Annotated in this window: 25 protein-coding genes; 6 read left to right on the plus strand and 19 right to left on the minus strand. The window is 68.4% G+C overall.

The window, feature by feature from the left end:
* Positions 1-94 precede the first annotated feature (94 nt).
* The 3 genes from VQ065_RS05540 to mdrR1 form a co-directional block, all read right to left on the minus strand.
* Positions 95-1,048 (minus strand): FecR domain-containing protein, encoded by a 954-nt coding sequence (locus tag VQ065_RS05540; protein WP_014604021.1) that lies wholly within the window; start codon positions 1,046-1,048, stop codon positions 95-97.
* The gene (locus VQ065_RS05545) at positions 1,045-1,554 is read right to left on the minus strand and encodes a sigma-70 family RNA polymerase sigma factor (protein WP_003092999.1); all 510 of its coding nucleotides are present in this window, start codon (positions 1,552-1,554) and stop codon (positions 1,045-1,047) included. Before VQ065_RS05545 ends, VQ065_RS05540 begins: the two co-directional genes overlap by 4 nt.
* Before the next feature lie 100 nt (positions 1,555-1,654).
* Positions 1,655-2,536, minus strand: coding sequence for a transcriptional regulator MdrR1 (mdrR1, locus tag VQ065_RS05550; RefSeq protein ID WP_003132628.1), 882 nt, complete (start codon positions 2,534-2,536; stop codon positions 1,655-1,657).
* Positions 2,537-2,661: 125 nt separating this feature from the next.
* Between mdrR1 and VQ065_RS05555 the strand changes: the two genes are divergently transcribed.
* A complete protein-coding gene (locus tag VQ065_RS05555; protein ID WP_003092997.1) occupies positions 2,662-3,564 on the plus strand; it encodes a DMT family transporter in 903 nt (300 codons plus the stop codon).
* Positions 3,565-3,581: 17 nt separating this feature from the next.
* Here the strand turns inward: VQ065_RS05555 and VQ065_RS05560 are convergent, their stop codons facing one another.
* Together VQ065_RS05560 and VQ065_RS05565 are read right to left on the minus strand one after the other, a co-directional pair.
* Positions 3,582-4,559: a 2-hydroxyacid dehydrogenase gene (locus VQ065_RS05560; protein ID WP_003092995.1), complete on the minus strand. Its 978-nt coding sequence runs from the start codon at positions 4,557-4,559 to the stop codon at positions 3,582-3,584.
* Positions 4,560-4,653: 94 nt separating this feature from the next.
* Positions 4,654-5,607: a LysR family transcriptional regulator gene (locus tag VQ065_RS05565; RefSeq protein ID WP_003092994.1), complete on the minus strand. Its 954-nt coding sequence runs from the start codon at positions 5,605-5,607 to the stop codon at positions 4,654-4,656.
* Positions 5,608-5,852: 245 nt separating this feature from the next.
* Between VQ065_RS05565 and VQ065_RS05570 the strand changes: the two genes are divergently transcribed.
* From VQ065_RS05570 to VQ065_RS05585, 4 genes are read left to right on the plus strand one after another with little or no spacing between them, the layout of a single operon-like run.
* On the plus strand, positions 5,853-7,343 hold the full coding sequence (locus tag VQ065_RS05570; protein WP_014604020.1) for an efflux transporter outer membrane subunit: 1,491 nt from the start codon (positions 5,853-5,855) through the stop codon (positions 7,341-7,343).
* Positions 7,340-9,535, plus strand: a complete 2,196-nt coding sequence (locus VQ065_RS05575; protein ID WP_003092992.1) for an FUSC family protein — start codon at positions 7,340-7,342, stop codon at positions 9,533-9,535. The genes VQ065_RS05570 and VQ065_RS05575 overlap by 4 nt, the downstream gene beginning before the upstream one ends.
* On the plus strand, positions 9,525-9,725 hold the full coding sequence (locus VQ065_RS05580) for a DUF1656 domain-containing protein (protein WP_003082823.1): 201 nt from the start codon (positions 9,525-9,527) through the stop codon (positions 9,723-9,725). Before VQ065_RS05575 ends, VQ065_RS05580 begins: the two co-directional genes overlap by 11 nt.
* A gap of 36 nt (positions 9,726-9,761) precedes the next feature.
* Positions 9,762-10,670: an efflux RND transporter periplasmic adaptor subunit gene (locus tag VQ065_RS05585; RefSeq protein ID WP_003092989.1), complete on the plus strand. Its 909-nt coding sequence runs from the start codon at positions 9,762-9,764 to the stop codon at positions 10,668-10,670.
* Between the two features lie 127 nt (positions 10,671-10,797).
* Here VQ065_RS05585 and VQ065_RS05590 read toward each other — a convergent pair whose 3' ends face one another.
* Genes VQ065_RS05590 through VQ065_RS05605 form a run of 4 tightly spaced genes read right to left on the minus strand, consistent with a single transcriptional unit; the run spans position 10,798 to position 14,293 of the window.
* Positions 10,798-11,961 (minus strand): ABC transporter ATP-binding protein, encoded by a 1,164-nt coding sequence (locus VQ065_RS05590; RefSeq protein WP_003092987.1) that lies wholly within the window; start codon positions 11,959-11,961, stop codon positions 10,798-10,800.
* A 12-nt stretch (positions 11,962-11,973) separates the two neighbouring features.
* Positions 11,974-12,636, minus strand: a complete 663-nt coding sequence (locus tag VQ065_RS05595) for an ABC transporter permease (protein ID WP_003092985.1) — start codon at positions 12,634-12,636, stop codon at positions 11,974-11,976.
* Positions 12,636-13,571: a glycine betaine ABC transporter substrate-binding protein gene (locus VQ065_RS05600; RefSeq protein WP_003092983.1), complete on the minus strand. Its 936-nt coding sequence runs from the start codon at positions 13,569-13,571 to the stop codon at positions 12,636-12,638. The genes VQ065_RS05595 and VQ065_RS05600 overlap by 1 nt, the downstream gene beginning before the upstream one ends.
* Positions 13,571-14,293: an ABC transporter permease gene (locus VQ065_RS05605; RefSeq protein WP_003092982.1), complete on the minus strand. Its 723-nt coding sequence runs from the start codon at positions 14,291-14,293 to the stop codon at positions 13,571-13,573. Before VQ065_RS05605 ends, VQ065_RS05600 begins: the two co-directional genes overlap by 1 nt.
* Positions 14,294-14,734: 441 nt before the next feature.
* Between VQ065_RS05605 and VQ065_RS05610 the strand changes: the two genes are divergently transcribed.
* Positions 14,735-16,009 carry a cation:proton antiporter gene (locus VQ065_RS05610; protein ID WP_003092979.1) on the plus strand — a complete coding sequence of 425 codons (1,275 nt, stop codon included), beginning with the start codon at positions 14,735-14,737 and terminating at the stop codon, positions 16,007-16,009.
* 58 nt (positions 16,010-16,067) lie between these two features.
* Here the strand turns inward: VQ065_RS05610 and VQ065_RS05615 are convergent, their stop codons facing one another.
* From VQ065_RS05615 to narX, 10 genes are all read right to left on the minus strand, one after another.
* Positions 16,068-16,313 carry a YgjV family protein gene (locus VQ065_RS05615; protein ID WP_003092978.1) on the minus strand — a complete coding sequence of 82 codons (246 nt, stop codon included), beginning with the start codon at positions 16,311-16,313 and terminating at the stop codon, positions 16,068-16,070.
* A 29-nt stretch (positions 16,314-16,342) separates the two neighbouring features.
* Positions 16,343-17,242: a TIGR01459 family HAD-type hydrolase gene (locus VQ065_RS05620; protein WP_003092977.1), complete on the minus strand. Its 900-nt coding sequence runs from the start codon at positions 17,240-17,242 to the stop codon at positions 16,343-16,345.
* A 104-nt stretch (positions 17,243-17,346) separates the two neighbouring features.
* Positions 17,347-18,003, minus strand: coding sequence for a tyrosine phosphatase TpbA (gene tpbA, locus VQ065_RS05625; protein WP_003092976.1), 657 nt, complete (start codon positions 18,001-18,003; stop codon positions 17,347-17,349).
* A gap of 87 nt (positions 18,004-18,090) precedes the next feature.
* Positions 18,091-18,483 carry a hypothetical protein gene (locus VQ065_RS05630; RefSeq protein ID WP_003092975.1) on the minus strand — a complete coding sequence of 131 codons (393 nt, stop codon included), beginning with the start codon at positions 18,481-18,483 and terminating at the stop codon, positions 18,091-18,093.
* 20 nt (positions 18,484-18,503) lie between these two features.
* Positions 18,504-19,334: an SDR family oxidoreductase gene (locus VQ065_RS05635; RefSeq protein WP_014604019.1), complete on the minus strand. Its 831-nt coding sequence runs from the start codon at positions 19,332-19,334 to the stop codon at positions 18,504-18,506.
* An 87-nt stretch (positions 19,335-19,421) separates the two neighbouring features.
* On the minus strand, positions 19,422-20,171 hold the full coding sequence (locus VQ065_RS05640; protein ID WP_003092974.1) for a class I SAM-dependent methyltransferase: 750 nt from the start codon (positions 20,169-20,171) through the stop codon (positions 19,422-19,424).
* A gap of 15 nt (positions 20,172-20,186) precedes the next feature.
* On the minus strand, positions 20,187-20,651 hold the full coding sequence (locus VQ065_RS05645) for a hypothetical protein (protein ID WP_003092973.1): 465 nt from the start codon (positions 20,649-20,651) through the stop codon (positions 20,187-20,189).
* Positions 20,652-20,816: 165 nt separating this feature from the next.
* On the minus strand, positions 20,817-21,212 hold the full coding sequence (gene anvM / locus VQ065_RS05650; RefSeq protein ID WP_003092971.1) for an anaerobic/virulence modulator AnvM: 396 nt from the start codon (positions 21,210-21,212) through the stop codon (positions 20,817-20,819).
* A gap of 84 nt (positions 21,213-21,296) precedes the next feature.
* The gene (narL, locus tag VQ065_RS05655) at positions 21,297-21,956 is read right to left on the minus strand and encodes a two-component system response regulator NarL (protein ID WP_340080370.1); all 660 of its coding nucleotides are present in this window, start codon (positions 21,954-21,956) and stop codon (positions 21,297-21,299) included.
* The gene (gene narX / locus VQ065_RS05660; protein ID WP_003092966.1) at positions 21,953-23,821 is read right to left on the minus strand and encodes a two-component system sensor histidine kinase NarX; all 1,869 of its coding nucleotides are present in this window, start codon (positions 23,819-23,821) and stop codon (positions 21,953-21,955) included. Before narX ends, narL begins: the two co-directional genes overlap by 4 nt.
* Positions 23,822-23,904: the final 83 nt, after the last annotated feature.

Genomic DNA, 23,904 nt, shown 5'->3' on the forward strand with positions numbered 1-23,904 from the left:
GAGGGACACTCCAGTGGATCTTTCGAGGTTGGCTTTCCTCCTCTGTCACGCGAGGTGGGGAAAAAGGCTCAGGTACGCGGAAATATCTTTCCGCTCATTCGCGCGGGTGCACGCCGACCCAGTAGCGGGTGACGCGCCGTACCTCCACAGGCAGCACCGCCGGCAGGGCGGCGAGGATCCGCTCGCTATCGTCCAGCGGATAGCTGCCGGAAATCCGCAGGCCGCCGATGCGCGGGTCGCAGCCCAGCCGGCCGGGGCGGTAGCGCGCGACTTCGGCGAGGAATTCGTCCAGGCGTATGCCGGCGGCCACCAGCATGCCGTCGGTCCAGGCGCCGCTGCCGACCGGCAACGGCTGCGGAACGCCGAGTCGCTCGCGGTCGAAGTCCAGCTGCCGGCCGCTGGGCAGCAGCAGGCCTTGGCCGGCGTGGTTCTCCACCTGCACCGCGCCTTCGTGGACGGCGACGCGGGTGCGTTCGGCGAACTGGCGCACGTCGAACCGGGTGCCCACCGGTCGCAGCCGGCCTTCCGCGCTGTACACGTGCAGCGGGCGCGGGTCCTGGCCGGTGCTGAGCTGGATTTCCCCGCGCAGCAGGAGCAGGCGCCGTTCGCCGGCATCGAAGCGTACATCCACCGCCGTGTCGCTGTTCAGCTCGAGGCGACTGCCGTCGGCCAGGGCCAGGCGCCGGCGTTCGCCGACGCCGGTGGCATAGTCGGCGCTCCAGCGCTGCAGGCTGCCGCTCTCGCGCAGGCCCCAGGCGCTGCCGCCGGCGGCCAGGACCAGCAGCAGGGTCTTCAGCGCGCGCCGGCGTTGCGGCGAATGCGGTGCGTTGATGGCGGCCAGGGCCAGTGGCGTGCCTATCCCGGCCAGGCGCTGGTTGACCGCCTCGATGTGGCGCCAGGCCTGCTCGTGTTCCGGGGCCGCCTGGCGCCAGCGCTGCCAGGCCTGGCGCAGGCGTTCGTCGTCGGCGCCGCCCTGCAGCTCGACCAGCCAGCGCACGGCCTGTTCGGCCACCTGCGGCGGCACCTTGGGTGCGGCGGGCAGGCTCATGGCAGCTCGGCGAAGTAGCAGCGTTGCGCAGCCTTGAGCATGTAGCGCTTGACGCTGCTCAGGGAGATGCCCAGCTGCGTGGCGATCTCGGCGTAGCCCAGGCCGTCGAGCTGGGCCAGCAGGAAGGTCTCCTTGGCCAGCGGCGGCAGACCGTCGAGCAGACGGTCCAGCTCGACCAGGGTCTCCAGGACGATGGCGCGGGTCTCTTCGCTGGGGACTTCCCGCTCGGGGAGGCTGGCCAGGGCTTCCAGGTAGGCGCGCTCGACGTCCTGGCGGCGGTAGTGGTTGCACAGCACGCGGCGGGCGATGGTGGTGAGGAAGGCGCGCGGTTCGTCGATGCGCGCGGCCTGGCGCGAAACCAGGACCTTGACGAAGGTGTCCTGGGCCAGGTCGGCGGCGTTCTGCGGGCAGCCGAGGCGGCGCCGCAGCCAGCCCGTGAGCCAGTGGTGGTGGTCGCTGTAGAGGGTATGCAACGCGGCCGCGTGGGCGAGGTCGGCGCTCGACACCTGGACATTCCCGGAGCAGAAGGATTAACGAATGATAATAGTTATCATTTTATGCTGCGGGAATGCCTGCCTACAACCGCAGGCTGTCGGCGCCTGGCTTTCAGGAGGCTTTCAGGGCGGCGCGGTACTGCCCCGGGGTGGCGCCATGGGCTTCGCGGAAGCGCCGGTTGAAATGGCTCGGACTGGCGAAGCCGCAGGCCAGCGAGACCTCCTGGAGCGACTGCGCGGAGTACGCCAGCAGGTCGCGGGCCCGCGCCAGGCGTCGTTCCAGCACGTAGCGGTGCGGCGGCAGGCCGAAGGAGACGCGGAACATGCGCGCGAAGTGGTACTCGGAGAGCGCCGCCAGCTCCGCCAGCGACCCCAGTTCCAGCGGCTGCTCCAGGTGGCTTTCGATGTAGTCGGCCAGGCGCCGCCGCACGTGCGCGGCCAGCCCGCCCTGCCAGCGTACGTCGGTACGCCTGCCGCACCCGGTGAGCAGCAGGTGGTCCACCGCCTGGTGGGCGAGGCTGGTGCATAGCAGGCGCTCGCCGGGTTCGTTCCAGTCCTGTCGTTCCAGGGTCCGGCACAGGGCGGCCAGCGGCTCGTCCTGGATGTAGGTGCGCTCCTCCAGTTGCAGGCTGCGTGGTTCGCAATCGAGGGTGCGTACCGCCGCGCCGGCCAGGCGTTCCGGGCTGATGTACAGGTGCATGAAGCCCAGGCCGCGTGTCACCGCCCAGTCGGAGTGGTGTTCGGCCGGCATCACGCAGAAGCGGTCGGGGCCGCCATAGAGCCCGGGACGATCGCGGCGGAAGGTCTGCCAGCCGCCCTGCAGGTAGAGCGACAGGGTGTGATGGCCGGGGTCGCTGTAGCCGAGGATCTCCGCTTCGTCGCGGTACCAATGGGCGAGCGCCAGGCCGTCGCTGAGCGTGCTGCTGCGCAGCAGGCGCGCATTGGAGGTCCGGTCGAGGGTGCGGAATACCTGGAAATCGCTGGGTTGGTGCATGCCGGCCATGCTACCCGCGCCCGGACGCTGCCGCGAGAGGCGGCGGATGAAAAGCGCAAGAATGGACAATGGTCGCGCCCGGCTTCGCCCGCAGACTGACGGCATCCTGTCGTTGCGGAGTCGCCATGAATCTTTCGCTGTACCTGCTCACCGTGCTCATCTGGGGCACCACCTGGATCGCCATCAAACTGCAGATGGGCCCGGTGGCGATCACCCTGTCGATCGCCTACCGCTTCGCCCTGGCGGCGCTGGTGCTGTTCGCCGTGCTGCTGCTCGGCCGCCGCCTGCAAAGGCTGGACGCACGGGGCCAACGCCTGTGCATGGCCCAGGGCGTATGCCTGTTCTGCCTGAATTTCATCTGCTTCTATACCGCCAGCCAGTGGATTCCCAGCGGCCTGGTGGCCGTGGTGTTCTCCACCGCCACCCTGTGGAATGCGCTGAACGCCCGCCTGTGGTTCGGCCAGCGCATCGCGTCGAACGTGATGGCCGGTGGCGGTCTCGGCCTGCTCGGCCTGGGGCTGCTGTTCTGGCCGGAACTGGTGGGTCACCAGGCCACCCCGGAAACCTTCTACGGCCTCGGCCTGGCCCTGCTAGGCACGCTGTGCTTCTCCACCGGCAACATGCTTTCCAGCCTGCAACAGAAGGCCGGCATCCGCCCGCTCACCGGCAATGCCTGGAGCATGCTCTACGGCACCCTGATCCTCCTGGCGCTGTGCCTGTTCCAGGGCGTGCCGCTGAATTTCGACTGGAGCGCGCGCTACGTCGGCTCGCTGCTGTACCTGGCGATCCCCGGCTCGGTGATCGGCTTCACCGCCTACCTGACCCTGGTCGGGCGCATGGGCCCGGATCGCGCCGCCTACTGCACCGTGCTGTTCCCGGTGGTGGCGCTGAACATCTCGGCCTTCGCCGAGGGCTACCGCTGGACCGCACCGGCGCTGGCCGGGCTGGTCCTGGTGATGCTCGGCAACGTCTTGGTGTTCCGCAAGCCGAAGGCGCCGGCGCTGGCCGGGCCGGCGCGCTCGACCTAGCGGAGAGGGAGGCGCGCTCAGCCGCGTCGCCACACCTGTGGATTGACCAGGTCCAGCGGCCGCTCGCCGCGCAAGGCCGCCTCGAAGTTCTGCAGCGCCCGCTCGGCCATGGCCCGGCGGGTCTCGTGGGTGGCCGAGCCGATGTGCGGCAGGGTCACCACGTTGTCCAGGGCGAACAGCGGCGATTCGGCCAGCGGTTCCTTCTCGTAGACATCCAGGCCGGCGCCGAGGATGCGCTTCTCCCGCAGGGCGGCGACCAGCGCGGCCTCGTCGACCACCTGGCCGCGGGCGACGTTGACCAGGATCGCCGAGGGCTTCATCAGGCCCAGTTCGCGCGCGCCGATCAACTGCCGGGTCTGCGCTCCCAGCGGCACCACCACGCAGACGAAATCGGCCTCGCCGAGCAGTTCGTCGAAGCCGAGGAAGCGCGCGCCGAGTTCCTGTTCCAGTTCCGGCTTGCGGTTGTTGCCGTGGTAGAGCACCTGCATGCCGAAGCCGAAACGGCCGCGCCGGGCGATGGCCGCGCCGATCCGGCCGAGGCCGAGGATGCCGAGTTTCTTGCCATGCACGTCGGTGCCGAACTGCGGGGCGTCGACGGTGCGCTTCCAGTTCCCGGCCTTGACCCAGGCGTCCAGCTCGGCGACCCGTCGCGCGGCGCTGATCAGCAGGGCGAAGCCGAGGTCGGCGGTGGTCTCGGTGAGGACGTCGGGCGTGTTGGTGAGAGCGATGCCGCGGCGGTTCAGGTAGTCCAGGTCATAGTTGTCGTAGCCGACCGAGACGCTGGAGATGACTTCCAGTTGCTTCGCCTGTTCCAGTTGCCTGGCGCCGAGCGGCCGGCCGACGCCGATCATGCCGTGGGTATCGGGCAGGGCGGCGGCGTACTGGGCGTCGATGTCGCCCTGTTTCGGTTCGAGCACGCGGACGTTGAACTGGCGTTGCAGGCGTTCGAGATGCTCGGGGGCGAGGCGACTGAAGACGAAGACGTTCTTTTTCATGACGGGACTCTGCAAGCGGGAGCGAAAGCGCCGACCATACCACCGCCATCGAAGCGGCGGGCAGGGGCCCGCCACTGGGCGGGCGATTATCGGCTCAGGAGGGTCTTCCGAGTTCCAGGCCCAGCTCCACCAGCGCCGCTTCGTCGCGCTGGAGCAGGCCGGGCAGGCTTTCCTTGAGGTATTCCACCCAGGTCTTGATCTTCGCGTCGAGATACTGCCGCGAAGGGTACAGCGCATAGACGTTGAGCTGTTGCAGGCGGTGTTGCGGCAGGACCCGCACCAGGGTGCCCTTGCCCAGGTCCTCGATGGCCGAATACACCGGCAGGATGCCGATGCCCAGCCCGGAGCGGATTGCCTCGGTCATGGCGTCGCCGACATTGACCTGGAACGGCGAGGCGCCGATGGAGACCATTTCCTGGCCGTTGGGGCCGTCGAACAGCCAGCGATCCAGCGGCACCACCGGGCTGACCAGCCGTAGGCAGTCGTGGCTGGCCAGCTCCGAAGGCTCGCTCGGCGTGCCGTTCAGGCGCAGGTACTCCGGCGAGGCGCAAAGAATGCTGTAGGTCTCGCCGATGCGCTGGGAAATGAAGCCGGAATCGGGTAGCTCGGAGGCCACCACGATGGCCACGTCGAAGCCCTCGTCGAGCAGGTCCGGCACGCGGTTGGCCATGGTCAGGTCGAAGGTCACGTCGCGGTACTGCTGGCGGTAGCCGGCGATGGCACGGATCACGTAGTGCTGGCCGATGCCGGTCATCGAATGCAGCTTCAGCTTGCCGGCGGGACGGGCATGGGCATCGCTGGCTTCGGCCTCGGCTTCCTCGACGTAGGCGAGGATCTGCTCGCAGCGCAGCAGGTAGCGCTGGCCGGCCTCGGTGAGGGCGATGCGACGAGTGGTACGGTTGAGCAGGCGGGTGCGCAGGTGCGTCTCGAGGTTGGCCACCGCCCGCGAAACATAGGCGGTGGTGGTGTTGAGCTGCTGGGACGCCGCGGTGAAGCTTCCGGTTTCCGCCACGCAGACGAAGGCTCGCATGTTTTGCAGGGTGTCCATCGACGGGGCCTCCTAGGCACGCGCAGAAGTGTGTCAGATTGTTGCGAGGGCGGATTATTTCACATTACGCAATAAACAATCGCACTTGAGCCAGCTTATCAGCAGCCGCCAGCCTCTTAAAATTCATCGGCCCCCGAGCGCACGAACGCTCGAGCGGGTTGAACGGCGCCCGTACCGTTCAAATTCCGTGCTTCGCCCCTCCAGGATCAGACAACGTGCCGCGTGCTCTCAGGAAGGAACTGACCTTGGTCGGCTCCTTCGTCGGTTTTCTCGTCGTTTTCTCCGCAATATCCGGTTGTGTCAGTACAGGCGATATCGCCCCCGAGGCCGCCACGCTCGACGCCAACGCCCTGGCCACCGACCATGCGACCCAGGCTGCCGCCCGCGAGGCCGGCTGGCCGCAGGCGCAGTGGTGGAAGGTGTATGCCGATCCGCAGCTGGACGCCTGGATCGAGAAGGCGCTGGACGGCAATCCAGGCCTGGCGGTAGCCCATGCGCGGGTACGCCAGGCGAAGTCCATGGCCGGGCTGGTGGAGTCCATCGAGTCGCCGCAGATCGAGGGCAAGGGCTCGCTGGTCCGCCACCGCTGGCCGGACGACTATTTCTACGGCCCCGGCGACCTGGCGCGGACCACTTCCTGGAACAACTCCACCGAGATCGGCCTGAACTACAAGCTCGATCTCTGGGGGCGCGACCGCAGCGACAGCGAGCGCGCCGTCGACCTGGCCCACATGGCCGCCGCCGAGGCGCGCCAGGCGCAGCTCGAGCTGGAGGGCAACATCGTGCGCGCCTACGTCCAGCTCTCGTTGCAGTACGCCGAGATGGACATCGCCAAGGCCATGCTGCAACAGCAGCGCGACATCCTCGCCCTGGCCCAGCGTCGCCTGCGCGGCGGCATCGGCACGCATTTCGAGGTCAGCCAGGCGGAAGTGCCGCTGCCCGAGACCGAGCGCCGCATCGAGGTGATCGACGAAGAAATCCAGCTCACCCGCAACCTGCTCGCCGCCCTGGCCGGCAAGGGCCCGGGCGAGGGCCGCACGATCCGCCGGCCAAGCCTGAACCTGGCGGCGCAGCCGAGCCTGCCCAGCGCCTTGCCGGCCGAACTGCTCGGTCGCCGCCCGGATGTGGTCGCCCGCCGCTGGCAGGTCGCCGCCCTGGCCAAGGGCGTGGACGTGGCGCGCGCCGACTTCTATCCCAACGTCGACCTGATGGCCTCGGTCGGCTTCAGTGCCGTCGGCGGCGGCATGCTGGAGTTCTTCCGCAGCGCCAAGTACACCTACAGCGCCGGCCCGGCGGTGACCCTGCCGATCTTCGACGGCGGCCGCCTGCGTTCGCAGTTGGGCGAGGCGGCGGCCGGCTACGACGCGGCGGTGGAGCAATACAACCAGACCCTGGTGGATGCGCTGAAGAACATTTCCGACCAGTTGATCCGCCTGCATTCGGTGGACATCCAGAAGGACTTCGCCGCGCAATCGGTGGCTTCCGCGCAGAAGACCTACGATATCGCCACCCTGGCCTACCAGCGCGGCCTCACCGATTACCTCAACGTGCTCAACGCGCAGACCCGGCTGTTCCAGCAGCAACTGGTCCAGGAGCAGGTGCAGGCCGCCCGGCTGGCCGCCCACGCCAGCCTGCTCACCGCCCTCGGCGGCGGCGTCGGGGCCGGCGCCGATACGCCGGCGCAGCGGAAGCTGGCGCCGGAGAGCGTCCCGGTCAGAGCGGTGTCTTTGCGATGAGTGGCCGCTCCGCTGGTTTCGCCCTGCCCAGCCGCGACGAGTGGCGGCGCGCGCTGGCCGAGTGGGCGCGCAGCGACGGGGCGACCTGGATCTACGTGTTCAAGGTGCTCTGCGCGGCCTTCCTGACCCTCTGGCTGGCGATGCGCCTGGAATTGCCGCAGCCGAGCACGGCGACCATCACCGTGTTCATCGTCATGCAGCCGCAGAGCGGCCAGGTGTTCGCCAAGAGCTTCTACCGCATCCTCGGCACCCTGGTCGGCCTCAGCGTGATGGTCACCCTGATCGCCCTGTTCGCCCAGGAGCGAGTGCTGTTCCTGCTCAGCTCGGCGATCTGGATCGGCCTCTGCACCGCCGGGGCCGCCCGCTACCGTGACTTCCGCTCCTACGCCTGCGTGCTCGCCGGCTACACCGCGACGCTGATCGGCATCCCCGCCACCAGCCATCCGGAAGGCGCCTTCATGCAGGCGATTTGGCGGGTCCTGGAAATCAGCCTGGCGATTCTCTGCTCGGGGGTGGTCAGCGCGGTGATCATGCCGCAGACCACCAGCGCGGCGATGCGCAATGCGCTGTACGTGCGCTTCGGCCTGTTCGCTGCGTTCGTCCTCGACAGCCTGCGCGGGGTCGGCGGGCGCGAGCGCTTCGAAAGCAGCAACGTGGCCTTCGCCGCCCAGGCGGTGGGCCTGGAGACGATGCGCGCGGCGAGCGCCTTCGAGGATCCGCACATGCGCCTGCGCAATGGCCGGCTGATTCGCCTGAGCAGCGAGTTCATGGCCATGAATACCCGTTTCCACGCCCTCCACCAACTGCTCGAACGCCTGCGCGCGCAGGGCTCCACCCAGGTGCTGGAAGCGTTCGAACCGTGCCTGGAGGAAATCACCGGGCTGCTCGAGGAGATCCGTGGCCGCGCCGTCACCGACCATGACGCCGAGCGCTTCGCCCAGCGCCTCGCCGACTGCCGCGAACGCCTGATGGCGCGCATCCGCCAGGCGCGCGGAGAACTGCTGGCGCGGGAGCCGGGCGAAGAGGCGCGGCTGGACTTCAATACCGCCGCCGAGCTGCTCTACCGTTTCGCCGAGGAGATGCACGACTACGCCCTGACCCATGCCTCGCTGGCCGCCCACCGCCACGAGCGCGAGCAGTGGAAGGACGCCTTCACCGCCAAGGCCAACGCGGTGGCGGCGGCGGTGGCGGGGATGCGCACCGGGTTGATGATCCTGCTGTTCGGCTGTTTCTGGATCTACAGCACCTGGCCCAGCGGCGGCACCTTCGCCCTCAACGCGGTGGCGGTCTCGGCGTTGGCCTCGGCGGCGCCGAACCCGAAGAAGGTCGCCATGCAGATGGCCATCGGCACCATGGCGGCGGCGCTGCTCGGCTTCAGCGAGATGTTCTTCGTCTACCCGCATATCGACGGTTTCCCGCTGCTATGCCTGGTGCTGGCGCCGGTGTTCGCCCTCGGCGCGTTCATCTCCTCGCGGCCGCAGTGGGCCGGCTACGGTCTCGGCCTGCTGGTGTTCTTCTGTTTCGGTTCGGTGCCGGCGAACCTGACCGTCTACGACCCGGCCCACGTGATCAACGAGTACATCGCCCTGATCCTCTCGATGCTGCTCTCGGCCGCGGCCGCCGCGGTCATTCTGCCGCCCAACAGCGCCTGGCTGTGGAAGCGCCTCGAGCGCGACCTGCGGATGCGCGTGGTGTTCGCCATCAGCGGCAGGAGCAGGGGGCTTGGCTCGGCCTTCGAAAGCGGCACCCGCGACCTGCTGAACCAGGCCTATGGCGTCGCTGCCGGGCGCCCGGACGTGCAGCGCGGCCTGCTGCGCTGGATGTTCCTGGTGCTCGAGGTCGGCCACGCGATCATCGAGCTGCGTCGCGAGCAGGAGCGCCTGCCGGACGAACCCTGCTACGCCGAGGCCATGCCCTGGCGCCAGGCGATCCGCGCCATGGGGCGGGCCCTGATCCGACTGTTCGTGCGCCCTGGCGCGGAGAACCTGGAGCGCGCCCTGGCGGCCGTCGACCAGGCCATCCACGCGGCCAGGCACACCGACGAACCCTGCGCGCCGCACTTCGACAGCTCGCCGCTACGGCGGGTGCGCAGCTACCTGCACTTCATCCGTTCTTCCTTGCTCGCGCCGACCTCGCCGCTGACCGAACTGGCCGGTCGGACGAGCGGCCAAGGTACCGTCCATGCCTCGTGAAATCGCCATCCATGGGGTCTACATGCCGACCCTGACGCTGTTGTTCGTGATCGCCGCGGCGCTCACCTGGGGCCTCGACCGGATCTTCGCCTCGGTTGGCCTGTATCGCTTCACCTGGCACCCGGCGCTGTTCCGGGTCAGCCTGTTCGCCTGCCTGTACGGCGGCCTGTCCCTGACCATCTACCGCTGAGGCGGTAGCGCACCTCTTCGTTATCGTGAGCCGACCATGACCTTGAAATCCGTAATCAGCCTGCTGGCGACCCTGCTGATCCTGTTGGTCGCCGTATTCATCGGGCGGACCCTGTGGGTCAACTACATGGACACCCCCTGGACCCGCGACGGTCGCGTGCGCGCCGACGTGATCAATGTCGCCGCCGACGTTTCCGGGATCGTCGTCGACGTCCCGGTGCGCGACAACCAGTTGGTGAAGAAAGGCGACCTGCTGATGCAGATCGACCCCGACCACTACCGCATTGCGATGAAGCAGGCCGAGTCGCTGGTCGCCTCGCGCAAGGCGACCCTGGAGATGCGCCAGTTGAACGCCCGGCGGCGCGCGGAAATGGATGAGATGGTGGTCTCCCGCGAAAGCCGCGACGACGCCCACAACACCGCGGCCGCGGCGATGGCCGACTACGAGCAGGCCAAGGCCCAGCTCGACGCCGCGCGCCTGAACCTGGAGCGCACCCGGGTGGTGGCGCAGGTCGACGGCTACGTCACCAACCTCAACGTGCACCGTGGCGACTACGCGCGGGTCGGCGAGGCGAAGATGGCGGTGATCGACAAGAACTCCTACTGGGTCTACGGCTACTTCGAGGAAACCAAGCTGCCGTACATCCGCGAAGGCGACCCGGTGGACATGCAACTGATGAGCGGCGAACACCTCAAGGGCCACGTGGAAAGCATCGCCCGCGGTATCTACGACCGCGACAACCCGGAAAGCCGCGAGCTGACCGCCGACGTCAACCCCACTTTCAACTGGGTGCGCCTGGCCCAGCGCGTGCCGGTGCGGGTACACATCGACGAAGTGCCGGACGGCGTGCTGCTCTCGGCGGGGATCACCTGCACGGTGATCGTCAAGCCACAAGGGCGCGACGACCAGGCCTCGGCGGCGCAGGCGCCGGGGCGGGCCGGTTGAGTGGAAGAGGCATGGAGAAGCCCGGCGGATGCCGGGCTTTTTCGTTTCGGCGGGGCGGAAGAGGGCGCCACTCGCCAGGAATACGCTGCGGTTGGCGGCTGCCGGCGGTGAATATCCACCCGGCGGCCTAGGCTCCGACCTGTTCGGCCGGCGACACGATCAGGCCCCTGCCGCCGCGCGAGCGGCCGGAGCTGAGGTAGTCGGCGATGGACTCCTGGGTGACCTCGCCGAGGAACTGCTGGTCGGGGTCGAGCACCGGCAGCCAGGAGCTGTTGAACTCGTACATCCGCGACAACAGGATGCGCAGGTGCTCGTCGTGGCTGGCGGTGACCCGGAACGGGGTGACGAACGGTTCGCAGGTGCCTTCCTGGCGGCGCAGGTCCTTGCGTCGCACGTAGCCCAGGCCTTTGCCCTGGTCATCCACCACGATCAGGTAGCGCCGGTCGTTCTCGTCCATCAGTTCCAGCGCCTCGGCCACCGGGGTCTGCGGCCGGGCGGTGACCAGGCTGCTGTCGGCGGCGTCCTCGGCGCGCACCAGGAGCAGGCGCTTGAGCGTGCTGTCCTGGCCGGTGAAGGCGCTGACGAACTCGTCCGCCGGGTGCGCCAGCAGGGTATCCGGGTGGTCGTACTGGAGCAGCCGGCCGCTCTTGAACACCGCCACCTTGTCGCCCAGCTTGATGGCTTCGTCGATGTCGTGGCTGACCATGATCACGGTCATGCCGAGCTTGCGCTGCATCTCGAAGAACTCGTTCTGGATCGACTCGCGGTTGATCGGATCGACCGCGCCGAACGGCTCGTCCATCAGCAGCAGCGGCGCGTCCGCCGCCAGCGCGCGGATCACCCCGACGCGCTGCTGCTGGCCGCCGGAGAGTTCGCGCGGGTAGCGTTGCAGGTACTGCTTGGGCTCCAGCTTGACCATGCTCATCAGCTCGCGGGCCTTCTCCTTGCAGCGCGCCTTGTCCCAGCCGAGCAGGCGCGGCACGACCATGATGTTTTCCTCGATGGTCATGTTCGGGAACAGGCCGATCTGCTGGATCACGTAGCCGATGTGGCGGCGCAGGGTGACCTCGTCGAGGTCCGCGGTGTCCTGGCCGTCGATCAGCACGCGGCCGGAGGTCGGCGGGATGATCCGGTTGATCATCTTCAGGGTGGTGGTCTTGCCGCAGCCGGAGGGGCCGAGGAAGACGCAGATCTCGCCTTTCTCCACGGTCAGGCTGACGGAATCGACGGCGCGGAACTCCTTGCCGTTCTTCTGGGTGAAGGTCTTGCTGAGCTTGTCCAGTTCGATCATGTTCGGCTCCTGTCAGTGCGCGCTGGCGCGCAGTCCCTTGGGGGTGAGGATGCGTTGCAGCCATTGCAGCAGCAGGTCGGCGACGATGGCCAGGAGGCTGACCAGTACCGCGCCGACCACCAGCATCGGCATGTTGCTCTGGCTGATGGAAGTGAGGATCAGCACGCCCAGGCCGCCGGCGCCGATCACCGCGGCGATGGTCATCACGCCGATGTTCATCACCACGGCGGTGCGTACGCCGGCGAGGATCACCGGCACCGCGAGGGGAATGTCGACCATCCGCAGGCGTTGCCAGAAGGTCATGCCGATGCCCTTGCCGGCCTCGCGGATGCCCGCTTCGACGCCGGTCAGGGCGAGGTAGGTGTTGCGCAGGATCGGCAGCAGCGAATAGAGGAACACCGCGGTGATCGCCGGCAGCGGCCCGAGGCCCTGGCCGAATACCGAGTAGACCGGCATCAGCAGGCCGAACAGGGCGATCGAGGGGATGGTCAGCATCACCGTGGCGGCGCCCTGCAACGGGCCGGCCAGCCACGTGAAGCGGGTCATCAGCACGCCCAGCGGCACGCCGACGAGGATCGCCAGGCCCACGGCGACCAGTACCAGCAGCAAGTGCTGGAGGGTGAGCTGGCCGACCTGGGACCAGTCGAGATGGGAAAGCACGCTGAAGAAGTCCATTACTGGCTACCTCCCTGGCCGGCCTGGCCGTCGTCGAGCAGGCGGTGTTCGCGGAGGAAGTCGGCGGCGACCTTCTGTGGCGTCTGCTGCTCGATATCGACCCGCGCGTTGAGCGCCTGCATGGTGGCGTCGTCGAGCCGCTCGATGATCGGATCGAACAGCGTGGCGAACTCCGGATGGCGCTGCATGACCTCCTTACGCACCACCGGGGCGGCGTTGTAGAAGGGGAAGTACTGCTTGTCGTCCTTCAGCACGCGCAGCTTGAAATCCTTCAGGCGGCCGTCGGTGGTGTAGACGAGGCCGAGGAACACCTGGCGGTTCTTCAGCGCGGTGTAGACCAGCCCGGCGTCCATCTGGCGGATGTCGTTGCGGGTGAAGTGCAGGCCGTACAGCTCGCTCATGGGGCCGAGGCCGTCGGGGCGGCCGGCGAACTCCGGGTCCATGGCGAACAGGTGGGTGCTCCCGGGCTCGGCCTCCTGCTGTTCGGCGAGCACCCGCGCGAGATCGCTGACGCTCTGGATGCCCAGGCGCTCGGCCTGTTCCTCGGGCATGGCCAGGGCATAGGTGTTGTTGAAGCGGGTCGGCTTCAGCCAGACCAGGCCCTGGGCTTCGTCGAGTTGCTTGACCCGGCGGTAGGAAGCCGCGGCGTCGAGCTTCTCGTCGATGTGGTTGTAGACGATCAGCGACGAGCCGGTGTACTCCCAGACGATATCCAGTTGGCCGCTTTCCTGGGCGGCGCGGGCCAGGGTGCTGCCCAGGCCGGTGGTGACCGTCACGTCGTAGCCGCGCTTCTGCAGGAACTGCGCGGTGATGGCGGTGAGGATGCGTTGCTCGGTGAAGGTCTTGCCGCCGATGCGCAGGGTTTCCGCCTGCGCCAGGCCGGCGGCGAGCAGGCCGGCGCAGGCCAGGCAGAGTGAGCGGATCAGTCGGTTCATCAGGCCTCCTTGGCGGTCAGGCCGCGTTCCAGGAACATGCGGCTGAACAGCACCACCAGGGCGTCCAGCAGCAGGGCGAGGAGCGCCGTGCAGGCGGCGCCGAGCAGCAGTTGCTGGTGGTTGTTCAGGTAGATGCCGGGGAAGATCAGGCTGCCCAGGCTGTTGGCGCCGATCAGGAACGCCAGCGGCGCGGAGCCGACGTTCAGCGCCAGGGCCACGCGCACGCCGCCGACGATGATCGGCACCGCGTTCGGCAGTTCCACCCGCAGCAGCACCTGGTTGGGCGTCATGCCGATGCCGGTGGCGGCTTCCTTCAGCGCCGGCGAAACATTGCGCAGGCCCTCGTAGGTGTTGCGCACGATCGGCAGCAGCGAGGCGAGGAACAAGGCGAGGATCGCCGGGCCGTTGCCGATGCCGATGATCGCCAGGGCGATGGCCAGCACCGCCAGCGGCGGGATGGTGTTGCCGACGTTGAAGACCTGCATCAGGCGTTCGGCCTGGGCCTGCATGCCGGGACGGCTGAGCAGGATGCCGGCCGGCACGCCGACCAGCAGGGCGGCCGCCATCGAACTGAAGACCAGCACCAGGTGGGCCTGCAAGTAGAACAGCAGGTCCTCGCGGTAGTGGAGGATGGTCGCGGGGGTGATCCAGTGGATCAGCAAGGCCAGTACGGCGGCTGCGGCGCAGAGGCCGAGCAGGGCCTTGCCACAGGTTTTCACCATGGTCGGGACTCCCTTCGGAATGAGCGTTGGCTACGCTGTCGGGCGCTTCGTCGAAGCGCGGAAACAGGCCGGAAATCAAAGGCTTCGGATGGGCACCGAATTGCCGACCCTGAAAGGGTTGACCGTTCGTCGTTCGCGGAGGTTCAACGAAACGGCCATGCTTGTGCCATGACCGGGCCTGGGCAAGCGGCCGCAGCCGCCGTCTCGCCTGGGCTGGCGGCGAACGAAGAAATTTTCCCGGGGGAGCGGGCGAGAAGGGCGTTGCCGCGTCGGCGGCGCGCCATGCACCGTATCGGTGCGCTCGACGCCCAGGGCTTTTCTGCGGTTATGATGCGGGTTCCGAAATTTTCTCGGGCTTTTCCAGACATTCGCACCCCACGGTTCACGGATCGGCCTTTTGGGGTAGGTGTTTTACCTTCTGCTAAGGGAGTACCCCGCGTCATGCTCGATCTCGTCGCGGCATTCATTGCCTTGACCACCTTGCTCACCTACGTCAACTACCGCTTCATCCGCCTGCCGCCGACCATCGGCGTGATGGCCACGGCGCTGGTGTTCTCGCTGATCGTCCAGGGGCTTTCGGAACTGGGTTATCCGATCCTTGAGGTGGAGATGCAGGAAATCATCCGCCGCATCGACTTCTCCGAAGTGCTGATGACCTGGTTCCTGCCCGCGCTGCTGTTCGCCGGCGCACTGCACGTCGACCTCTCCGACCTGCGCAGCTACAAGTGGCCGATCGGCCTGCTGGCCACCGCCGGGGTGCTGATCGCCACCTTCGTCATCGGTGGCCTGGCCTACTACACCTTCCCGCTGTTCGGCTGGCAGGTGGATTTCATCTACTGCCTGCTGTTCGGCGCGCTGATCTCGCCGACCGACCCCATCGCCGTGCTCGGCATCCTCAAGTCCGCCGGCGCGCCGAAACCGCTGGCGACCACCATCGTCGGCGAGTCGCTGTTCAACGACGGCACCGCGGTGGTGGTGTTCGCCATCATCCTCGGCATCCTCCAGCTCGGCGAGGCGCCCACGGTCAGTGCCACGGCGATCCTCTTCGTCCAGGAAGCCATCGGCGGCGTGCTTTTCGGCGCGGTGCTCGGCTACGGCGTGTTCGTGATGATGCGCGGCATCGACCAGTACCAGGTGGAGGTCATGCTGACCCTCGCCCTGGTCATCGGCGGCGCCGCGCTGGCCGCGCGCCTGCACGTATCGGCGCCGATCGCGATGGTGGTGGCCGGGCTGATCATCGGCAACCACGGACGCCACTACGCGATGTCGGACGAGACCCGGCGCTACGTGGACAAGTTCTGGGAGCTGATCGACGAGATCCTCAACGCCCTGCTGTTCGCCCTGATCGGCCTGGAGCTGCTGCTGTTGCCGTTCTCCTGGCTGCACGTGGCGGCGGCCTTCGCCCTCGGCGGCGCGGTGCTGGTCTCGCGCCTGCTCACGGTGGGTCCGGCGATCCTGGTCCTGCGCCGTTTCCGTGGCGCCAACCGGCAGGTACCGGCGGGCACCATCCGCATCCTGGTCTGGGGCGGGCTGCGCGGCGGCGTCTCGGTGGCGCTGGCGCTGTCCCTGCCGCTGGGGCCGGAGCGCGACCTGATCCTCAGCCTGACCTACATCGTGGTGCTGGTATCGATCCTGCTCCAGGGGCTTTCCATCGGCCCGCTGGTGCGTCGTATCTACGCCGGCCAGCCGCTGGAGAAAAGCGAGGGGGCGCACTGAGCGCGGCCTTCGCAAGGCGAGCGCCCGCCGTCATGGCGGGCGTTTTCGTTGGCGGCCATCAGGCGCTGTCCTGTGGCGCTTCGTTGCGATGGGTGCCGCGCAGGTTCATCGCCGCCAGGCAGACCTGCAGCAGGATCAGCGCATAGGCCTGGGCGTACAGGCCCCAGGCGATCCACAGCAGGTTGCTGGCGAGGAACACCCAGAAGCCGACCTTGCGTCGTCGCCGGTGCGCCGACGCCACCAGCCAGGCGGCCACCACCGTGACCAGCATGGCGGGCCATTGCAGGTAGTCCAGCCAATGCATGCGCGCATCCTTTTTCCGACCTTTGAGGGTCAGACCAGCCCTGGCGCGGCAAAGTGCGGTCGGATCGGATAGCCGTGCAGCAGCGACCTGACCCGCTCCTCGTCGAGTGCTCCGTTGAACTCGGCGCCCAGGGCTTCGCGGTGGATGCCGGTGGCGCCCAGCCAGAGGGTATCGATGCGCGCGGCGAGGGCGCCGGGGACGTCGGTCACCAGCGAGTCGCCGACGAACAGGATGTGCCGCGCGCCGCGCGCTTCCAGTTGCCGCTGGGCGATGCGGAAGGCCGCCGGGTCGGGCTTGCCGTACCAACTGACCTGGCCGCCTTCCTCGCTGAACAGCTCGGCGAGCATGCCCGCGCCGTATACCGTGCGGCCGCCAGAAACCACCACGCGGTCCGGGTTGGCGCAGAGGAACGGCAGGTCGGTGGCGCCGCGCAGGGGCGCGAAGCGCTGTTCCAGTTCTTCCTGGGGAAAGCTGCCGACGCCGACGATCAGCGCAGCCTGGGCGATGTCGTCGACGAAGCGCTCGCGGATTTCCGCCGGCCAGCTCTGCTGGGCCAGGCCGACGCCGGCCAGGTAGATGCCGCCACGCCGGTATTCGGCGGTTTGCAGCAGGGCGTCGATGGTCAACTGGCCGGAGGTGGTGATGCCGGCGAACCAGTCGCGCTGGATGCCCAGGCGCTCGAGCCCGGCGCTCATTTCCACCACGCTGCTGGACGAGTTGCTGAGGAACCAGACCGGGCGGCCTTCGGCGTGCCGCCGGGCGAGCCAGGCGAGGGCGCCGGGGAACGCCTCGGCGCCGTCCATCACTACGCCCCAGAGATCGAGAAGGAAGCCGTCATAGTCGGCGCAGAGCGCTTCCAGTTGCGCATGGTCGAGCAGGCGGGTGCTGGTGGCGGCGCTGAAGCGCGGGGAGGTCGGGGCATCGCTCATGGGAGTCTCGTCGCGGCTGTCGAAGTGGGCCGCCGCGTGCGGCGGCGAGCCCCAAGGGTGCCAAACTTGCGTGACGGGACCAAGCCTTTCGGCCCTGCGCGTGTTTACGGCCGGTCGAGCGCCTGGGCCATCCACTCGCGCACATGGCAGACGGCGAAGCGCGATGGGCTGCATTCGCCGTTGGCCATCGCCAGGCGCAGGCCGTCGACGTCGGCGCCGCGCACATAGGCGCTGGCGTCGCGCATGTCGTCCTCGTCGCCGAACCCGCCGCGCTGCATTTCCTCCAGCGCGGCCTGCTTGTCCCAGCCCTGCACGACGATGCGGTACATGGCGGCGAACAGTCCGGTGCGGTTGTTGCCGTGCTTGCAGTGCATCAGTACCGGGCCTTCGCGCTCGGCGGCCTGCAACTGGCGGAGGACGCTGAGCACCTCGGCGTCGTCGACCCGGTCGGCGTGGGTCGGCAGGCTGACCACCCGCACCGGAGCCTGGCCCAGCCAGGCGCGGTCGTCGTCCTTGATGAAGCTGACCACCGTCTTCACCTGCAGGCGTTGCAGCAGCGCGACGCTCTGTGCGTTGGGCAGCGCGCTGCGATAGAGGGTGGGGCTCATGCGGTAGAGGTTGATCGACGGGTCGACCGCTTGCGCCCAGGCTGGCGAACGCGGGGCGGCAGTCTCGGCGGCATGCAGCGGGCCGCCGAGCAGGAAGGCGCCGAGCACGGCGGCGAGGAGCAGGCGGAGCCAGGCGAGCGGTGAACGGTGCATGTCGGCCTCGTGCGGTGGGTGGCCAACACTAGGCGAGGGCGGGTCAAGCCGAGCTGAAGAGAATGTGAAGAATTCGTTGAGGCAGCTTCACCCGTCACGCAGGAAGAATCCATAGACCCTGCCGGAGAAGAACACCAGCAACAGCGCCGGATAGCACAGGTAGTGCAGCACCACGATGAGCAGTGCCGCCGGGCTGGGATCGCCTTTCAGCGAGGCGAGGCCGACCAGTAGCAGGTAAAGGATCGCGAGCACTCCGCCATACAGGGCGACCAGGCGCAAGCGCTCGCCCCAGGTCGGCCAGCGCCGCTGCGCGCGGGCGAACCACCAGGCCAGGCCGCCGGCGACCAGCGCGGCGATCAGCAGGCTGGCCGGCAGGCCGCCGAAGCGGACCACCCCGCGCAGCAGCACGTTGAGCAGGATCGCCGCGGCGATCCCGGCCAGGGCGTAGTAACGGATGGGTACGGCAAGGCGGTCGCCCATAGCGGTATCTCCTGGCGGTTTCAGAGGCGCGTGTCGAGGCCGAAGCGCTTCTTCAGCAGCCGCTCCAGCAGGCCGCGCGGCATCCAGCGGGCCAGCGCCGGCAGGGCCCGGCTGCCATTGCCGATGCGCACCAGCGGCGGGCGCGGACGGCGCTGCACGGCGGCGAGCAACTGGCGGGCGAAGTCTTCGGCGGGCGTGGGATTGTCCTGGGATGCCGCGGCGCGCGCCTGGATCTGCCGGCGCAACGGCCACCAGGGCGAGCGTTCGTCGACCACGCTGTCCATCTCGCGGCTGGCGCTGGCGCCGAAGTTCGAGGCGATGGCGCCCGGCTGCACTTCCAGCACCTCGACGCCGAACGGTGCCAGTTCCAGGCGCAGGGCATCGCTCAGCGCATGCACCGCGGCCTTGGAGGCGCAGTAGGCGCCGGCGAAGGGCGTGACCAGCACGCCGGAGACGCTGCCGACGTTCACCACCAGGCCGGACTTGCGCCTCAGCAGCGGGAACAGCGCGCGGGTCACGCCGACCACGGCGAACACGTTGGTCTCGAACTGCCGGCGCATGGCGTCGACGCCGCCGTCCAGCAGCGGACCCATGGCTCCGTAGCCGGCGTTGTTGACCAGGACGTCGAGGCCGGCGGCTTCGACTTCCAGCTCCTCGGCCAGACGGGCCAGCGCGGCGGCGTCGTTGACGTCCAGTTGCACCGCCTGGAAGCCGGCCTCGGCCAGGGCGCGCACGTCGTCTTCCTTGCGTGCGCTGGCCCAGACCCGGTAGCCGGCGCGCTGGAAGGCGTCGGCGAGGGCGCGGCCGATGCCGCTGGAGCAGCCGGTGACGAAGGCGACGGGTTGGCTCATGGGGCGGCGTTCCTTGGCTGGGAGTTGGAAGGAGGGCGGCCTACCGTACTGGATTCGCCGGCCGCGGAAAACCGCCCGAAGGCTCGGTCAGGCGTCCTTGCGCGCGATCCGCAGCGCCAGCGGCATGCGAACCCTGCGTGTCGAGGTCGGCTCGCCCCAGAGCGCGGCGACCCGTTGCAGGGCCTGGCGCACGAAAGCGTTGCCCTGCGCCTCGCGGCACAGGCGGCTGGCCGACCAGGTGGCCATGTAGTCGAACAACCGGGCCAGGCTCCATTGTTGCTCGATGACGAAGGCCGGCGCGGGGAGTTCGCCCAGCGGCAGCTCGACATCCCGGTAGGCGTTCCACAGCAGGCGGTTCTGTTGCGCCCAGTACGGGCCGATCGGGCGCAGGTATTCCTCGTCGATGGCGGCATCGATCTGCGCGTCGATGCTGAACCAGCCGTAGCCCCAGGCGGCGAATACGCCGCCGGGACGCAGCACGCGCAGCAGCTCGCGGTTGAAGCGCGAGTGGTCGAACCAGTGCCAGGCCTGGGCTACGCAGACCAGGTCGAAGGCGGCGTCGGGATAGTCGGTGGCTTCGGCGTCCTGCACGCTGTAGCGGATACCCGGATGGACAACGGCGTGTTCGATCTGCTGCGCGCTGGTGTCGCTGGCGAGGACTTCGCCGAAGTGCTGCGCCAGGCCGAGCGCGGCCTGGCCGGTACCGGTGGCGCAGTCCCAGGCGCGCCGGCGCTGGCCGCAGAGCCCGGCGAGATGGCGGTAGAGCGCATCGGGATAACGCGGGCGGGCGCTGGCGTAGGCAGCGGAGCCCTGGTCGAACAGACGGCGGGTTTCCATCGGGTCCTCCCTCGGTCAGTTGCCGAAACGCCCGTCCAGGCGTTCGGCGCGGAATTCCAGGGTGCTGGCGCGATAGCCCGGACGCAGCGGCGGCAGCGGCAGGCAGTCGTGCCAGCTGTCGCCGCCGAGCAGGGCGTTCGGCGCCCGGTAGCGCGGGCTGTCGAAGCTGGTGTCGGCCAGGTTGACGCTGTCGCCGGGGCGGTAGGCGGCGATCCTCCAGCGTAGCTCCAGCAACGGACGGTCGCTGCCGTTCTTCAGCTCGACCGCCAGCGGCCGGTCCACCGGACAGCGTTCCGGCGCATAGCTCAGGCGCAGTTCCTGGCGTTGCAGGTGGCGGCTTTCGTCGTTGTCCTGCCAGATCACCCAGGCCGCCACCAGGCCCAGCCCGGCGAGAGCCGCCAGGGAGACCGGCAGGGCCTTGGCCGGGTATCGGACGAGGAGGATGACCCAGGTGAGAACCAGCAGCGCACCGATCAGCATTGAAATGTCCTTTCTTCGAAGCCGAGGGGACATCCTAGCGCACTGCTGCGTATCGCAGGCGGTACGGGCTCGCTTACGCGGCGGAGGCGCCGCGATATGCGCGAGGGAGGCCGAAAGGCGGGGATGCGGGTTTCGGCAGGATAGCCGCCGCCCCCGGCCGCGCCGTCATTCGCAGCGGCGCTTGCCGCCCGGCGTCAGCAGACGCTCCAGCTCGACGAACAGGCGCTCGGCGTCCTGCGCCTCGCAGTCCTCGCCGTAGCGCTTCTTCAGGCCGTGTTCGCTGAGGGTCAGGTGCAGGGTCGGGACTACCTCGTGGCGCGCCAGGCAGCCTTTCACGCAATGCAGCGGGCAACCGTCGAGGGCCAGGATCGGTCGCCCGGAGCGGGCCCGGCGGACCAGCAGCGGGACGTCGCCGCCGACTCCGGCGATGCAGGACATCTCCGCCAGCCGGGCGCGATCCAGGCGCAGCGCGAGATCGTTGGCCAGTTGCGCCACGTTGGAGCAGCCGGAGCAGGCGTAGACCAGGGGAAGGGGATCGTCGGGGCTGCGTTCGAACATCATGACGGGCGCCTCGTGGAAGGAAGCCGCCAGTATCGACGCAGCGCCGCGGTGGATTTCTTGACCGGAATCAAGCCCGCGCGCGGCTTACACCAGGTCGTTCTCCACCGCCCACACCGCCGCCTCGACCCGCGAACGCATGCCGAGCTTGTGCAGCACCCGCTTGACATGGACCTTCACCGTGCCTTCGGTGATGTCCAGCTTTCGCGCGATCATCTTGTTGCTGTAGCCGTGGGCGATCTGGCGGAGGATCTGCCGTTCGCGCTCGGTCAGCTCGTCGAGGCTCTTCGAGCGGTCGTCGCCCCGCAGGGCCTGGGCGAGGATCTGGGTCAACTGCGGGCTGAGGGTCATCAATCCGGTGGCGGCCTGGCGGATGTGCTCGAGCAGGCGCTCCGGCTCCATGTCCTTGAGCAGGTAGCCGTCGGCGCCGGCGCGCAGGACGTTGACCACGTCGCCCTTGTCGTCGGACACGGTGAACACCACGATGCGCGCGTCGACTCCGGCCTCGCGCAACGCGCGCAGGGTGTCCAGGCCGTTCATGCCCTTCATGTTCAGGTCCAGCAGGATCATGTCCGGGTCCAGCTCGGCGGCCAGGCGCAGGGCTTCCTCGCCGCTGCCGGCCTCGCCGACCACGCTGAGGTCGTCTTCCAGTTCGAGCAACTGGGCGACGCCCTTGCGCATCATCGGATGGTCGTCCACCAGCAGCAGGCGAACCGGTTCGTCGGCGGTGGCTGGCATGTCCGTCATGGGGTCGGCTCCTTGGCGGCGGAGGGTTGCAGGGCGGTCGGCACGAAGCTGAAGAGCACTCGCGTGCCGTGGGGCGCGCGCGCTTCGAAGCGCAACTGGCTGCCGAGGGTCTGGCCGCGCTCCTGCATGATGGTAAGCCCATAGTGGCCGCTGCGGTTCTGCTGCGGATCAAAGCCGACGCCATCGTCCTCGACGGCGATGCTCACCTGGCCGTCGGCCTGGCTGCTCAGGCGCACCCAGGCCCGTTGCGCCTGCGAATGGCGAACCACGTTGGAGAGCGCCTCGCGGACGATCTGCAGGACGTGGATTTCCTCGTTGGGGCTCAGCGGCACGTGTTGCAGGCGGTTGTCCAGTTCGATCGCCACCTCGCCGCGCTCGCCGAACTCGGCCACGGCGTTCCCCAGCGCGGCTTCCAGGCTCGGCTCGTCGAGGCTGAGGCGGAAGGTGGTGAGCAGTTCGCGCAGTTGCCGGTAGGCGCCGTTGAGGCCTTCGCGTAGTTCGTCGAGGGTGTCCTCGATCTTCTCCGCCGGCGCCTCGCGCTTGAGCAGGGTGCCCAGGCGGCTGACCTGGATCTTCAGGTAGGACAGCGACTGTGCCAGCGAGTCGTGCAGTTCACGGGCGATGGTGCCGCGCTCGGCGAACAGGGCCAGGCGGCTTTCCTGTTCCTGTTGCAGGGACAGGGCGAAGGTGCGGGCGATGTTGTCGCAGAAGGTCTCGATCAGTTGCTGCTGCCAGTTCTCCAGGCGGCCGCTGCGGCTTTCGATGAACAGTTCGCCGAAACGGTGGCCGGCGATGGACAGGGGCTGCATCAGCAATGGCTGGGCCAGGGACGAGGGTTGGTCGCAGGCGCTGGCCTGCTCGCGGCAGCTACCGCAGTCACCCTGCAGGCAGAAGTCCGCCGGGCGCTCGGTGGTGGTCAGCGAACTGTAGGCGCGCTCGACCCCGTCCTTGTTCAGGCAGAGGGTCACGCGGCCGGCGTCTAGCACTTTCTCCAACTGGTTCAGCAGCGGTTGCAGGGTGCGGCTGTCGTAGGGGTTCTCGCCCAGCCGGCGGGCACTGGCGTAGAGCAGTTCGAGGCGCTGGTGGCTCTGCGAGAGGGCGCGGGTCTTGTCCTCCACGCGCTCTTCCAGGTCGCCGTAGATGCTCTTCAGCTCGCCGGCCATCTGGTTGAAGCGCTCGCCCAGTTGCGCCAGTTCGTCCTCGCCGCTGTAGGTGACCCGCGCGTCCAGCTCGCCGCGGCCCAGGCGGCGGGCGGTGCTGGTGAGTTCGCGCAGCGGGCCGATGACGTGATAGCTGAGGTCGTAGAGGGTGACGAACACCACCAGCAGGCTGAGGAACAGGCACAGGCCCTGCACCGTGCTGAGCAGTTGCGAGCGGCGCTCGGCCTTGGCCTGGAGGATGCCGACGAAACGGTCGATGTCGCCGACGTAGGCGTCCAGCACGGCGCGTCCGGGCAGCGCGCGCGGGTCCAGGCGCGCGAGGCCCTCGCGCAGTTCCTGGTGCAACTGGCGGATCGGGTCGTCGGCATCCTGGCGTTGCAGCAGGCGGCGGATGTCGCCGCTGTCGAGGCGTTCGCCGAGGGTCCCGAGCAGCGCCTGGCGGCCTTCCAGGCTGGGCTCCAGGGCGACCCGGTAGGTGAGCATGCGCAACGAGCCGGCGTGGTTGATCACCGCGGCGTCCTGGTGCGTGTAGTCGGCGAAGAGCAGGGCGCTGAACATCCCGATCAGCGCCAGCGATACCAGCAGGGTGAGGTAGCAGCCGAAGCGGACTACCAGGGAGCGGCGCAGGATCGGCTTTCCGGCCCTGTCACTACCTCCAAAGAATCTGTCCCGCTGGTCAGCGTCCGGCGCGGTCGCCTTGTTCATGTGAAAAGCCTTTTAAAACAGTGGGTTGCGCAATAATTCAGACCATACCTCTTTCGAGGTAGGGGCGCGCATCTAGGCACGGA

Origin of the sequence: Pseudomonas sp. KBN10P06128 (assembly GCF_037574945.1) — a bacterium.
GTDB classification, from domain to species: domain Bacteria; phylum Pseudomonadota; class Gammaproteobacteria; order Pseudomonadales; family Pseudomonadaceae; genus Pseudomonas; species Pseudomonas aeruginosa.

Bases quoted from the DNA above. Each gene is read 5' to 3' on its own strand.
- mdrR1 (WP_003132628.1), bottom strand. From the start codon at position 2,536: ATGCACCAACCCAGCGATTTCCAGGTATTCCGCACCCTCGACCGGACC.
- VQ065_RS05580 (WP_003082823.1), top strand. From the start codon at position 9,525: ATGCCTCGTGAAATCGCCATCCATGGGGTCTACATGCCGACCCTGACG.
- VQ065_RS05555 (WP_003092997.1), top strand. From the start codon at position 2,662: ATGAATCTTTCGCTGTACCTGCTCACCGTGCTCATCTGGGGCACCACC.
- VQ065_RS05635 (WP_014604019.1), bottom strand. From the start codon at position 19,334: ATGAGCCAACCCGTCGCCTTCGTCACCGGCTGCTCCAGCGGCATCGGC.
- VQ065_RS05630 (WP_003092975.1), bottom strand. From the start codon at position 18,483: ATGGGCGACCGCCTTGCCGTACCCATCCGTTACTACGCCCTGGCCGGG.
- VQ065_RS05540 (WP_014604021.1), bottom strand. From the start codon at position 1,048: ATGAGCCTGCCCGCCGCACCCAAGGTGCCGCCGCAGGTGGCCGAACAG.
- VQ065_RS05585 (WP_003092989.1), top strand. From the start codon at position 9,762: ATGACCTTGAAATCCGTAATCAGCCTGCTGGCGACCCTGCTGATCCTG.
- VQ065_RS05615 (WP_003092978.1), bottom strand. From the start codon at position 16,313: ATGCATTGGCTGGACTACCTGCAATGGCCCGCCATGCTGGTCACGGTG.
- VQ065_RS05610 (WP_003092979.1), top strand. From the start codon at position 14,735: ATGCTCGATCTCGTCGCGGCATTCATTGCCTTGACCACCTTGCTCACC.
- narX (WP_003092966.1), bottom strand. From the start codon at position 23,821: ATGAACAAGGCGACCGCGCCGGACGCTGACCAGCGGGACAGATTCTTT.
- tpbA (WP_003092976.1), bottom strand. From the start codon at position 18,003: ATGCACCGTTCACCGCTCGCCTGGCTCCGCCTGCTCCTCGCCGCCGTG.
- narL (WP_340080370.1), bottom strand. From the start codon at position 21,956: ATGACGGACATGCCAGCCACCGCCGACGAACCGGTTCGCCTGCTGCTG.
- VQ065_RS05560 (WP_003092995.1), bottom strand. From the start codon at position 4,559: ATGAAAAAGAACGTCTTCGTCTTCAGTCGCCTCGCCCCCGAGCATCTC.
- VQ065_RS05645 (WP_003092973.1), bottom strand. From the start codon at position 20,651: ATGCTGATCGGTGCGCTGCTGGTTCTCACCTGGGTCATCCTCCTCGTC.
- VQ065_RS05620 (WP_003092977.1), bottom strand. From the start codon at position 17,242: ATGAGCGATGCCCCGACCTCCCCGCGCTTCAGCGCCGCCACCAGCACC.
- VQ065_RS05565 (WP_003092994.1), bottom strand. From the start codon at position 5,607: ATGGACACCCTGCAAAACATGCGAGCCTTCGTCTGCGTGGCGGAAACC.
- VQ065_RS05575 (WP_003092992.1), top strand. From the start codon at position 7,340: ATGAGTGGCCGCTCCGCTGGTTTCGCCCTGCCCAGCCGCGACGAGTGG.
- VQ065_RS05600 (WP_003092983.1), bottom strand. From the start codon at position 13,571: ATGAACCGACTGATCCGCTCACTCTGCCTGGCCTGCGCCGGCCTGCTC.
- VQ065_RS05590 (WP_003092987.1), bottom strand. From the start codon at position 11,961: ATGATCGAACTGGACAAGCTCAGCAAGACCTTCACCCAGAAGAACGGC.
- VQ065_RS05595 (WP_003092985.1), bottom strand. From the start codon at position 12,636: ATGGACTTCTTCAGCGTGCTTTCCCATCTCGACTGGTCCCAGGTCGGC.
- VQ065_RS05605 (WP_003092982.1), bottom strand. From the start codon at position 14,293: ATGGTGAAAACCTGTGGCAAGGCCCTGCTCGGCCTCTGCGCCGCAGCC.
- anvM (WP_003092971.1), bottom strand. From the start codon at position 21,212: ATGATGTTCGAACGCAGCCCCGACGATCCCCTTCCCCTGGTCTACGCC.
- VQ065_RS05640 (WP_003092974.1), bottom strand. From the start codon at position 20,171: ATGGAAACCCGCCGTCTGTTCGACCAGGGCTCCGCTGCCTACGCCAGC.